The sequence below is a fragment of the Klebsiella sp. MS 92-3 genome (genome assembly GCF_000195655.1).
In the GTDB taxonomy this organism is placed as follows: Bacteria; Pseudomonadota; Gammaproteobacteria; order Enterobacterales; family Enterobacteriaceae; genus Klebsiella; species Klebsiella pneumoniae.
Genome location: NZ_GL882839.1, coordinates 60,990 through 72,742 on the forward strand (window position 1 = coordinate 60,990; position 11,753 = coordinate 72,742).

Below are 11,753 nucleotides of genomic sequence, written 5' to 3' on the forward strand. Positions count from 1 at the left end.
TTTTCCTTATACCGCCCGCGGCAGCTGTTGCAGGCGACTCCGCGTTCGTTGAATATCCTCCAGTTCCACCCCTGCCACCAGCGTCTCCAGGTCGCAGCGGGTCACCAGCAGCAGGCGGATCTGCTTTTCATACAGCACATCAATCACATTGATAAAGCGCTGCTGGGCCGCCGGCCCCACCGTAGCCAATGGCGGCACCTCGTCCAGTAGCCAGACGGCATAGCTTTCGCAGAGCGTCAGATAGTCCATCACCGCCGTGGCGGCCTGACAAAGCTGGGTAAAGGTGAAGTGCAGCAACGCGGGCGACGCCGCGGCCGCCAGCAGCGTGCGATAGCCTACCGTCAGCGAAACCGGTTCGCCAGGCAGCGACGGCAGGTCATACAGCTGACGCTGTTGTGCATTCGGATTAACCCACATCCGCCCGCTGCAGAAGGCGTTATCCTGGCTCAGATGCCGTTCGCGATAATCCTCCTCGCCGTTCAGCGCCACCACCGTTAGATGGGCGCGGATCAGCGCGATCGACGGTAAAAAGCGATCGTGATACAGCGGATTGGGCAGCAGCATCTCCGGCGGGTAGTTTGAGGTGGCCAGCAGCACGATACCGTGTTGAAAGAGGTGTTCCAGCAAGGCTTTAATCAGCATGGCGTCGCCGGGGTCGTGCAGATGAAATTCGTCGAAGCATAGCAGGCGGCAACCGGATGTCATCTGCCTCATCACCGTCTGCAGGTCGGGCGCTCCGGGGGCATTCAGCCGCTGGTGCAGTTCGCGGAAGAAGTGATGAAAATGGCCCCGCCGCCTGGCGGCGAGCGGCAGGCTGGCGAAAAAGTGGTCGAGGATAAAGCTTTTCCCTCGCCCGGTACGTCCCCAGACGTATACCCCCTGCGGCCTGCCTGTCGTGGACACCAACTGCTGACCGAGGGCGTCAAGGCGGGCGATGAGTGACAGCTGATCGTCGTCCAGCGTCAGACGCGCCCGCGCCGCCTGCTCGGCCATCACGCGGGTAAAACGAAAATCAGCCGTCACCTCTGTGGGACCAGATTCCGAGGGTACACATCCATTATTTAACATTCTTATAACCTCCTGCGAGGAGGCCATTCTAGCCGCTTTCCCGCGGGATGGCGAATCGCGCGACGAGCGGCCATTTCCGCTGCTCCGCCGCCAGCCCTACGCCTCTCCGACACGCCAGTGCACCGATGTGACGTTCTGCTGAACGCCCATCTGCGCCATAATTTGCGCCAGCGTTTTTTGGTGCTGCTTATGGCTAATCAGCTGCGCGCAAATCTCCAGATGGTCCGCGGTGTCCGCCGCCGCCGACTGCAATCCCTGCAGGGTAAACCGCTGCTGCTGCGCAATATTCAGCAACAGCTGACGTACGGCATTTTCATGTTCGCGCAGACAGGTGACGCGTAAGACATAGCGTTTCTCTTCGTCACCGGCCCCCGGCAAGGCATGAATGCGCTGCGCCGCCTCGCGCAGCAGGATATTGGCGCACAGAATAATCAGCGTAGCCGCCGTCGCGTTCCAGAACTGTCCCAGGCCGCAGAGTACGCCGATCCCGGCCGAACACCACAGCGTGGCGGCGGTATTGAGGCCGCGGACGTTCATACCATCGCGCATAATCACCCCTGCCCCAAGAAAGCCGATACCGGAGACGATCTGCGCTGCAATACGCCCCGGGCTGTCCGGCGAGGCCGACATCGCGCTGAGAATAAACACCGCCGCGCCGGTGGCCACCAGGGCATTGGTGCGTAAACCGGCCATACGTTGTCGCCACTGTCTTTCCGCGCCGATCAGCGCCCCCAACAACATTGCCGCGAGTAAATGTGTCATATAAGGAAATACCATCGCGCCTTCCTCCAGAAAACAGAAAGCCAAAAATTACAGATGTAGCGCTCAGCCGCGCCGGGCGATTAGCCGGTGGATGATGGTGGAGGAAATAAGGGTCTGGAAAACATAAACATAACGCTGCCTCTCGCGCTCAATGGCGCATAAATTATTGAGGGAGGCAATCCGGAACTGAGAGATTGCTGCCCGCCGGGACGGCAAGCAGCGAAATGATCGCGTTAGCTTGCCGGAAAATCGCAATAAGGGTGACTGTCCAACGTATGACTCCTGAATAAAAGTGGGCACATTATAGCCCGGGGTAATGATGGGTAAAGCACGAAAACGCCGCCGGTGACGATTCGTTTAGTTTGTCTTTCGCGGTTCCTGCGTGGCGTGACATCGCCAGGCGACTAAAATGCCGTCAGCGGTGATTTACTTCAATTCCGTCGCTGGGATGCGGCGAAAACCAGCATGAATATCAACTTTATGTCTCCCCAGCGCGATCTTACGCTAAAGAATGTCGCTAAGGCTAAGGATTAAAAATTTAAAACTATTAACAATCAATTAACATTAGCGGGCAAACCATTCTTCCTGAGGAACACAACACCATGTCTACCACCCAGGTTCTCGGCGAAACGCCCTATGCTTCGCCAGGACAACCGCACGCCAGCTTAACCGGACGCATTGATGCGCTGCCCGCCTCATTTGGGTTATGGTCGTTTATTACCCTGCTCTCACTTGGCGGCTTCTTTGAGCTCTACGATCTCTTCCAGACCGGGTATATCAGCGCGGGCCTGCTGGCGGAGGGCATTTTCCACACCGGACAGGCGGGCATCTTCGGCATCGCCGACCAGGCGGCCTTCGCCTCCGCCACCTTTATGGGGCTGTTTATCGGCGCCAGTCTGCTGGCGCCGCTGGCGGACAAACTGGGCCGCCGCCTGACCTTTATGGTGGCGCTCGCCTGGTACGGTCTTTTTTCGCTGCTGATGGCGACGCAGAGTAGCGCGGGAGGGGTGATCTTCTTCCGCTTTCTGGTGGGGATCGGCCTCGGCATTGAGCTGGTGACCATTGATACTTACCTCAGCGAATGGGTGCCAACCCATCTGCGCAATAAAGCCTTTGCCTTTGCCTTCTTCATCCAGTTCCTCTCGGTTCCGGCGGTGGCGCTGATGTCCTGGATGCTGGTGCCGACCACCCTGTTCGGCCTCAGCGGCTGGCGCTGGGTGATCATCTTTGGCGCACTGTTCTCGCTGGCGATCTGGTTTATCCGCAAAAAGCTACCGGAGTCAGCCCGCTGGCTGGAAAGCAAAGGGCGGCATGATGACGCGCATACGGTGATGTGTGAGATGGAAGCCCGCTGCGGCCTGACGCCGTCGCCGAAGCATGCGCATGCGGCACAGAGCGTCGTCAAACGCGGCACCTTCCGCGAAATCTGGGCGCCGCAGTATCGGCAGCGCACCCTGATGCTGATGGTGATGAACTTCTTCCAGGCGATCGGTTTCTTCGGCTTTGGCAACTGGCTGCCGGCGCTGCTCTCCGGTCAGGGCGCCAGCATCACCCATAGCCTGCTGTACGCCTTCTTTATCACCCTCGCCTATCCGCTGGGCTGTCTGTTCTGCACCCGCTTCGTGCATCGCTTTGAAAACAAGTGGCAGATTGTCCTCTCCGCGCTGATGACCGTTATCTTCGGCACCCTGTTCGCTCTGCAAAACAACCCGATTCTGTTGGTGATCTGCGGGTTTATGATCACCTGGTCCAACGCCTGGCTGACCATCAGCTACCACGCCTACCAGGCCGAGGTCTTCCCGACCCATATTCGCGCCCGCGCCGTCGGCTTCTGCTACTCGTTCAGCCGGCTCTCGACCGCGGTGACCAGCATTCTGATCGGCATTATTCTGCAATACGCCGGCACGCCGGGAGTAATTAGCTTTATCGTCGTCAGTATGCTGATGGTGATGCTGTCGGTGGGGATCTTCGGCCCGAGAACGCGGGGCATTCGTCTGGAGAATATCTGATGGCGGTCGCCGCCGGAGCTGCAAATACATATCGGTTGTTGTTAACTTAAATGACGGCTGTTGTCATAGTTAATATTTGTGATGTGTACTGCAGGAGGGATAAAAAATTGTCATTAAGGCTTGTAACTTCTGGACAGCATTAAGCGGCGCCGCAATACCACTTTTACCAACGGTCCAGCATCACCGGGGCTATATTGACACTCTCCCATCAGAGGGGCGTTTAGGCATTTTAGTGACAAGCCGCCAGGTCGGCGGCCCGGCCTCAGCCAAATATCCCCTGCGCCTCGGCGAAGCATTTTTCCGCCAGGGTCGAGACTGGTTCCTGCTGGCGCATAATCAGCGCCAGCTGTGAATCAACATGGGTTTCGGCAATCGGCAGAATTTCAAGATTATCGCTTAGCGCTTCGAGGCCGTTGTTAAGCGGCATAATGGCGCAGCAGATCCCCGCCTGCACCGCCTGGATAATCTGAAACGTCGAATCACTTTCAAAGACATACCTCGGCGTTAGCCCTTTGGCCTTAAAGCTGATTTCAATCGATTCCCGGTAATACATCCCCTTGGTCAGAAAGCCGAGGGGCAGCGTCGCCAGCGTCTCCCATCCCGGCGTCCCGGCGCTGAAGTCGAAATGGCGTTTATCGTGCAGCAGTCCCATCCGGGTTTGCGGCAAGCGAGCAATCTTGAACTGACCTTCATCCAGATGCTGCAGATAACAGATCCCCAGATCCAGCTGATTACGGCTGACGCCATCGATAATCTGCTCCGAGGTCATCGACAACAGGCTGAACTGCAGCGCCGGATATTTCTCCGCCAGGGGTTTAATCAACTGCATCGGATTGAGGCTCGCCAGCGGCACCATACCGACCCGCAGCTGGCCGACCATCTGCCCGCGACAGATGGCCGCCTCTGCCGCCAGGCCGTCATGAGCGGCCAGCACCGCCCGCGCCCAGGCCAGGATCCGCTCTCCCTCCGGGGTAAAACCTTCAAAGCGTTGGCCGCGCTGGATCAGCGTCAGGTTCAGCTCCTCTTCCAGGTTACGAATGCGCATGGAGAGCGTCGGCTGGGTAATATGACAGGCCGCCGCCGCCTGGCCAAAATGGCGCGTCTGATCGAGCGCGATCAAATACTTGAGTTGCTTAATATCCATTCTCTTTCCCGTTTGAACCCCGCCGTTCACCCCCGGGGCCGCGCACAGGTTACCAGAATGTTAGTTTCGCTAGCGATAAATTCAAGCGAGGACACCAGGAGGTGCTGCGGGGCGCAGGACGGCGCGACGCCGCTCTGCGCTATACCTTTTTAGCGCCCGCCGGCCAGCGGACGGATCTCTTTCGAGCGCAGCGTCAGGCGAACGGGAACCGACTTATACGAAGGGGTGCCGCTCTCTTCATCGAGATAGTTCAGCGGCACCAGCACGTTGGCTTCCGGATAATAGGCCCCGACGGTGCCCGGCGCGATGCCGTAGGCCACCACCGTGATATCTTCCAGCGTCAGCTCGCTGTCTGGCAGCGCGGTATGGATATCCACCCGATCGCCATGCTCCAGCCCCTGGGCGGCCATATCCTGCTCGTTCATAAACAGCACGTCGCGGCGGCCAAAGACGCCACGGTAGCGGTCATCCATCGCGTAGATGGTGGTGTTGTACTGGTCATGACTGCGCAGCGTCACCAGGCGCATCACGTCCTCACCCTCCACCACCACGTTCTCATGCACCCCTTTAAATACCGAGAACATGGCTTTACCGGTGGCGGTAGGCCAGATGCGCTCGGTCGGCGGCAGCGGCATGCGGAAGCCTCCAGGATGGCGAATGCGCTGGTTATAATTCTCGAACCCTGGAATGGTCTGTTCGATCAGATCGCGAATGCGATCGTAGTCTTCCACGAGGTACTGCCAGTCCACTTTGCTGGCGGGCAAGGTGGCCTTCGCCAGACCGGCGACAATCGCCGGCTCCGAGCGCAGCATCGGCGAGGCGGGCTTAAGCTTGCCCGACGAAGCATGCACCATCGACATCGAATCCTCGACGGTGATCGACTGCCGGCCGCTGGCCTGCAGGTCAAGCTCGGTGCGGCCCAGACACGGCAGAATAAAGGTCTCTTTCGCCGTCAGGAGATGTGAGCGGTTGAGCTTGGTGCCGACGTGAACGCTGAGCTCAAGGCCGCGCATCGCCGGGAAGGCGCGTTCGTGGTCCGGCATCGCCACGGCGAAGTTGCCCCCAAGGCAGATCAGCGCTTTTGCTTCGCCGGCGATCATGGCCTCCAGGGCTTTTACCGCATCGTGGCCATGATGCCGCGGCGGCGTAATCCCCATCACCCGCTGCAGGCTGTCGAGGAAAGCCGCGGAGGGTTTTTCGCTAATCCCGACAGTGCGGTTACCCTGGACGTTCGAGTGACCGCGCAAAGGACAGATCCCGGCCCCTGGCTTGCCGATATTGCCGCGCATCAGCAGCAGGTCGGCAATCAGACGCACGTTGGAGGTGCCTTTGTTATGCTGGGTGATGCCCATACCGTAGGTGACGATGGTGGCCCTGGATTTGGCGTAAGCCGCCGCAACCTGGGTCAGGGATTCGCGCGTCAGGCCAGACTCCTGTTCGATGTCCTGCCAGCGGGTGGTGTGGAGGTCATCGGCGAAGGCGGTGAATCCCTGGGTATGTTGGGCAATAAACGCGTGGTCGAGCACATTGCCCTGTTCCTCCTCCAGCTGCAGCAGCGCTTTGGCGATCCCTTTCAGCGCCGCCGCGTCGCCGCCGGCCCGTACCTGGTAGTAGGTCGAGGCGATCGGCGTCGAGCGCCGGGTCGCCATCTCCATCACGTTCTGCGGATCGGCAAAACGCTCCAGCGCCCGTTCACGCAGCGGATTGAAAACGATAATCGGCACGCCGCGGCGGGATAGCTCATGCAGGGTGCCCATCATCCGCGGGTGGTTGGTGCCCGGATTATGGCCGATGGAGATCACCAGCTCGGTCTGGTCAAAATCGTCGAGGGAGACGGTGCCTTTACCAATGCCGATCGACTGTGGCAGGCCCACGCTGGTGGATTCATGACACATGTTGGAGCAATCGGGGAAGTTGTTAGTGCCATACTCGCGGGCAAACAGCTGGAACAGCCACGCCGCTTCGTTGGAGGCTCGGCCAGAGGTGTAGAATTCAACCTCATCCGGCTGCAGGCCGCGGAGGATCTCGCCGATACGGGCGAAGGCTTGCTCCCACGCCACCGGGCGCAGGGTATCGCTGTCCCGGTCGTAAACCAAAGGATGGGTTAAGCGGCCGTAGCCCTCCAGTTCAAAATCGCTTTTTGCCAGCAGGGAAGATACGGTATTTGCCGCGAGGAATGCGGGCGTCACCCGTTTGGTGGTCGCCTCCCAGGTCACGGCTTTGGCGCCGTTTTCGCAAAACTGGAAGGTCGATTTATGTTCTTTATCCGGCCAGGCGCAGCCCGGGCAGTCAAAACCGTCCGGCTGGTTGGTACGCAGCAGCGTGGCGGGCGCCTCAAAGGCATCCATCTGGGTGCGCACGGCGATGGCCGTGGCCTTCAACGCGCCCCACCCGCCTGCCGGACCGTCATAGGGGTGAACACCGGGAACCGCGCGTCTTTTATTGGTCATCTCTTTACTCCTGCTGCTCTGTTCTGGCTGTCTCTAGCCGAAAAAGGCGTACGACAACCCCGGCGACGAAGCGTGAATCGCATGGCGTCACCTGAAAAGAATGCTGTTTCTCAAGGATAGTACGATGGGAAAGCGTAGGTACTGCGTTTGTTAACTGAATAATAACATACACCACAATTCTGTATAATTGATGTTATCTATCAGGTGTTAAATTTAACTTATTTGCAAATTTTGCGGTTTTCACCGCGGTGCTGTGACGGATAAATTGCTACGGAAAGTGATGACCGGGCAGCGAAACCGCCCGGTGGGCCAGGCTCAGGTCAGATTGAAGTAACGGTCCGGACGCAGCGTCTCCGGCAGCGGATGCTGACCGGTCATGTCGAGCAGATTGCGCTCGATGGTATTGCACATCGCGTTCAACGGCAGGTCATTGGCTGCGGTGCCGAACGGATCTTCCAGCTCTTCCGCCAGCGAATCCCACGATAAAAAGGTGTAAGAGATAAAGACCGAGACAAACGGCGTCATGTAGTGCAGATCGCCGACCAGGGCGAACGGCAGCAGCGTACAGAACAGGTAGACGGTACGCTGCAGGATCAGGGTATAGGCGAAAGGCACCGGGGTGGTGGCCAGCCTTTCACAACCGCCCAGCACGTGCGCCAGCTCGTCGAGTTTGTTGTCCATCAGCCCGTAAGTGATGTCGCTGAGCTTGCCCGCCTCCCGCAGCTGGCCAATTTCGTTGCCGGCCAGCAGCAGGATCCGGTTGGTGGGCATTGAGCTGGCGAGGATCTCCGTCACCCTCTCCTCCGGTAGCAACCGCCGCAGATCAGCCGTCGGATCGGTTTTGCGCAGCTGGTGCTTCAGGCTCCAGCTAAAGGCCACCAGATAGCTGACGATGCGGCGATGGGCATCGTGTTCCGCCGGCAGGATATTGCGCAGCTGACGCACCAGCGTGCGTTCGGCGATAAGCACCGTCCCCCACAGATTTCGCGCCTCGACGAAGCGGCTGTAGCTGGCGCTGTTGCGAAAGCCGAGGAAAATCGCAATCGCAATCCCCAGCAGGCTGAACGGCGCCACGGTTAAGTGGATCCCCAGCTGTTCGTACCATTGATAGCTGATAATGGCGATGATCGACATCAGCACATTTAGCAGCAGGCGAAAGATGATTTTCGACAGCACGGAGCCGTGCCAGTCAAATAGGCGAAGAAACCAGTGTTGTTCTGGCCGAATGATCATTGTCTGACTTCCTGAATTACCGCTCTGGTCATTATCTCTGAATACAGAATAGAGATTATCTATGAGCCGATTGGTTTATTTTATCGTTAACTGCGATGGGCAGATCTGCGCCATTATTTAGCGATGGTAATGGCGTTTTTAGTATGGGCCTTTTTTATATTTCAGGCAATCAATGCGCCAGCAATAATGGCTCAGAAGAAAAAATAACCGCTGAGCCAATTCATTTTTCCGCTTATGCTACCGGGTGTATCAGACCGCTTTCGTCAACCCCTGCGCTTCGCAGGGATCGAGATGCACCATCACATTAAGCACCGGATGCTGCGCCAGCACCCGCTCCCGCGCGTGACGGGCAATCTGATGCCCTTCGGCTACCGACATCTCGCCAGCCACCTCGAGATGGACATCCACCAGCACCAGATCCCCCGCCTTACGGGTTTTCAGATCGTGGAGGCCCGCCACGCCCGGCGTGGTTCGCAGCGTATCGGCGATCGCCTGCTGCATCTCTTCATCAACCGCACGGTCCATTAAATCATGCAGCGCGCTGACGGCGAAACGATAGCCCATGCGCGCAATCAGCAGCCCCACCACCAGCGCGGCGAGCGGGTCGAACCAGGCGAACCCGGCCAGATTACCGATAATCCCCAGGGCCACCACCAGGGAGGATGCGGCGTCAGAGCGGGCATGCCAGGCATTGGCGATAAGCAGCGACGAATTCAGCCGCCTGGCGGCCGCCAGCATATAGCGAAACAGCCCCTCCTTGACGGACAGCGCCACCAGCGCCATCCACAGCGCCGCGCTGTGCACCGGCGGAATAGTTTGCGGTTGCGCGAGATGGCCCGCCGCGGACCATAGCATGCCACCCCCGACGAGCAGCAGAATCGCGCCGATGATTAGGGAGGCGCCGTTCTCATAGCGCCAGTGGCCATAGTGGTGATCGTGGTCAGACGGTCGACGGCTCTTTTTATTCGCCATCAATACCACGCCATCGGCGACCAGATCGGAAAAAGAGTGCATTCCGTCGGCAATTAATCCCTGAGAGCCGGAAAATATTCCCACGACTACCTGTAAGGCAGAAAGGAAAATATTAACCACCACGCTAACAAGGGTACTCTTTCGCGCCTGCACCGAACGCTCATGATATTTATTATCATTTTCAAAATTATGTTGTGTCATTATTTCTCTCCCTTTGTGAGCGGGAAGAATAAACTGACAAACTGAGTTTATGCTTAACAATATAAAAGCCATTGCCTTGCCGTTTAACGATATCGCAGCAGTCGGTAATGACTATTTACTGTATGTGCCGTTGGAACGCTGCAACCTTGCGCCTATGAACTATCTTTTGAAGGGTGGCCACAGGTCGGGCCACTTTAGCTTAGCCACCACAGGAGTCAGCGATGTCACATAACAAACCATCCCGGCTGCGTTTCGCCATTAATCTGGGCAATGCGGTCCTGGCCCATCTCGGGGAGACAGGAAAGCCCGCGGGCATCACCGTCGAGCTCAGCCATCGGCTGGCGACGCGCTGGGGCGTCAGCGCCGAATTCGTTCCCTACCCTGCCGCGGGTAAAGTGGTGGCTGACGCCGGTGGCGAGCACTGGGATATTGCCTTTCTGGCCATCGATCCGGCGCGGGAAGCCACCCTGCGCTTTACCTCGCCCTATATCACCATCCAGGGCACCGCGCTGGTCAGCGTTGATTCGCCCTGCCAGAGCGTGGCCGACATGGATCGCCCGGCAACCACCATTAACGTCGGACAAAACGCCGCATACGATCTATGGCTAACCCGCCATCTGCAGCACGCCAGCCTGCATCGCCTTCCCTCTTCGCAGGAGGCAATCGACGCCTTCCTCGCCGGTGAAGGGGATATGGTCGCCGGCATCCGCCAGCCGCTGGAGGCGACAGCCCGTCAGCACGCCGGGGTGCGGGTACTGGCGGATAATTTTACCGAGATCCAGCAGGCCATCTGCGTCGCCCGGGCGGACGTGGACCGTTTTCACGCGGTAAACGACGCGCTTAGCGAGTGGCGGGCAGATGGCAGTCTGCAGGCGCTGATTGCCGGTCACCTGGGCCAAGCGAACTGAATCACGCCTCCGTCATCCGGCGCATGGCGCAATGCCAGGCGCCGTTGCGTACCGAGGCGCGCAGTACGCGGGCCACGCCATGCACCATCAGGCGCGTCGTGCGCCGCTGCAGCGGCGTGAGCGACAATCCCAGCATCTCCTGCGCCCATTCCGGCAGGAGGTCAATTCCTGCGTTCATCATCACCCGGCCGACCGGCTGGCTCATCCGCCCCGGCAGACGGGTGGAGAGCAGCACCTCGGCTACCTCCCGGGTACGTTCGTCGCAGCGCAGTCGCGGGCGCATCGCCTCGAGATAGTCCGCCACCTCCTGCGGTGTCTGAGGGATATCCCGAGCCCCCAGCCGCCGGGCGATTTCCGCCGACTCACGAAAATAGTCCTCCTGGCGCTCGGGACTGACCACCGTCCGCTTGTAGCGCAGGTGGGAAGCCATAAAGCGACTGCACTCGGCGACGTGCACCCAGGTTAACAGCGCCGGGTCGCTCGCCTGATACGGGGTTCCGTCCTTATCCACCCCGGCGATCCGCTGATGGATCCCCTGTACTTTGGCGATTAGCCGTTCGGCGTCGGGGGTAGTGGCAAAAGTGGTGGCAGAAATAAACTGGCTGGTGCGGCGCAGGCGGCCCAAAATATCCTCGCGAAAACGAGAGTGATCCCAGACGCCGGCCAGCGCCAGAGGATGCAGCATCTGCAGCAACAGCGCGCTAATGCCGCCGCAGAGCATCGAGGTAAAATCGCCGTGCACCTGCCAGATGGCCGACTGGGGACCAAACAGCCCCGGCTCTCCTTTGGGTCGTTCAAAGTCGATCTCTTTTAGCGCCATGCCGGTCAGGCCGAGCACCTGCGCCTCGATCATCCGGCGAATGCCGATCATGATAGTATCCCTTACGTGCAACTAAAGGACAAAAGATACCACTGTTGGACAGCATTGGGAGAGATATTGCGGAAAGACAGCCCGCCCGCCGCGCGGCCCCCGCCCGGCGGGGGGGGCGGGGGGGGGGGGGGGGGG

The 11,753-nt window shown here is 59.1% G+C and carries 10 protein-coding genes; 3 read left to right on the forward strand and 7 right to left on the reverse strand.

Features of this window, described 5'->3' with window-relative positions; all coding sequences use genetic code 11:
• Positions 1 to 6: 6 nt before the first annotated feature.
• Both zapE and HMPREF9538_RS07085 read right to left on the reverse strand, forming a co-directional pair.
• The gene (gene zapE / locus HMPREF9538_RS07090) at positions 7 to 1,068 is read right to left on the reverse strand and encodes a cell division protein ZapE (RefSeq protein WP_032457205.1); all 1,062 of its coding nucleotides are present in this window, start codon (positions 1,066 to 1,068) and stop codon (positions 7 to 9) included.
• Between the two features lie 96 nt (positions 1,069 to 1,164).
• Complete coding sequence (locus HMPREF9538_RS07085) at positions 1,165 to 1,845, reverse strand: MgtC family protein (protein WP_002906011.1); 681 nt, start codon at positions 1,843 to 1,845, stop codon at positions 1,165 to 1,167.
• 587 nt (positions 1,846 to 2,432) lie between these two features.
• Between HMPREF9538_RS07085 and HMPREF9538_RS07080 the strand changes: the two genes are divergently transcribed.
• Complete coding sequence (locus HMPREF9538_RS07080; protein WP_009485843.1) at positions 2,433 to 3,839, forward strand: MFS transporter; 1,407 nt, start codon at positions 2,433 to 2,435, stop codon at positions 3,837 to 3,839.
• A gap of 262 nt (positions 3,840 to 4,101) precedes the next feature.
• Here HMPREF9538_RS07080 and HMPREF9538_RS07075 read toward each other — a convergent pair whose 3' ends face one another.
• The 4 genes from HMPREF9538_RS07075 to HMPREF9538_RS07060 all read right to left on the reverse strand — a co-directional run bounded on the left by HMPREF9538_RS07075 (position 4,102) and on the right by HMPREF9538_RS07060 (position 9,839).
• A complete protein-coding gene (locus HMPREF9538_RS07075) occupies positions 4,102 to 4,983 on the reverse strand; it encodes a LysR family transcriptional regulator (protein WP_002906016.1) in 882 nt (293 codons plus the stop codon).
• 149 nt (positions 4,984 to 5,132) lie between these two features.
• Positions 5,133 to 7,433, reverse strand: a complete 2,301-nt coding sequence (locus tag HMPREF9538_RS07070) for an FdhF/YdeP family oxidoreductase (protein ID WP_009485844.1) — start codon at positions 7,431 to 7,433, stop codon at positions 5,133 to 5,135.
• Between the two features lie 315 nt (positions 7,434 to 7,748).
• Positions 7,749 to 8,666: a bestrophin family protein gene (locus HMPREF9538_RS07065; protein ID WP_004148478.1), complete on the reverse strand. Its 918-nt coding sequence runs from the start codon at positions 8,664 to 8,666 to the stop codon at positions 7,749 to 7,751.
• Between the two features lie 249 nt (positions 8,667 to 8,915).
• Positions 8,916 to 9,839, reverse strand: coding sequence for a cation diffusion facilitator family transporter (locus tag HMPREF9538_RS07060; protein WP_020316429.1), 924 nt, complete (start codon positions 9,837 to 9,839; stop codon positions 8,916 to 8,918).
• A gap of 49 nt (positions 9,840 to 9,888) precedes the next feature.
• On the opposite strand from HMPREF9538_RS07060, the gene HMPREF9538_RS07055 reads away from it, so the two are divergent.
• A complete protein-coding gene (locus tag HMPREF9538_RS07055; protein ID WP_004143707.1) occupies positions 9,889 to 10,071 on the forward strand; it encodes a hypothetical protein in 183 nt (60 codons plus the stop codon).
• Entirely contained in the window at positions 10,061 to 10,747 is a 687-nt protein-coding gene (locus HMPREF9538_RS07050) for an ABC transporter substrate-binding protein (protein WP_004184165.1), read from the forward strand. The genes HMPREF9538_RS07055 and HMPREF9538_RS07050 overlap by 11 nt, the downstream gene beginning before the upstream one ends.
• A 1-nt stretch (position 10,748) precedes the next feature.
• On the opposite strand, the gene HMPREF9538_RS07045 is transcribed toward HMPREF9538_RS07050, so the two are convergent.
• Positions 10,749 to 11,618, reverse strand: coding sequence for an oxygenase MpaB family protein (locus tag HMPREF9538_RS07045; RefSeq protein ID WP_009485847.1), 870 nt, complete (start codon positions 11,616 to 11,618; stop codon positions 10,749 to 10,751).
• Between the last annotated feature and the right edge of the window lie 135 nt (positions 11,619 to 11,753).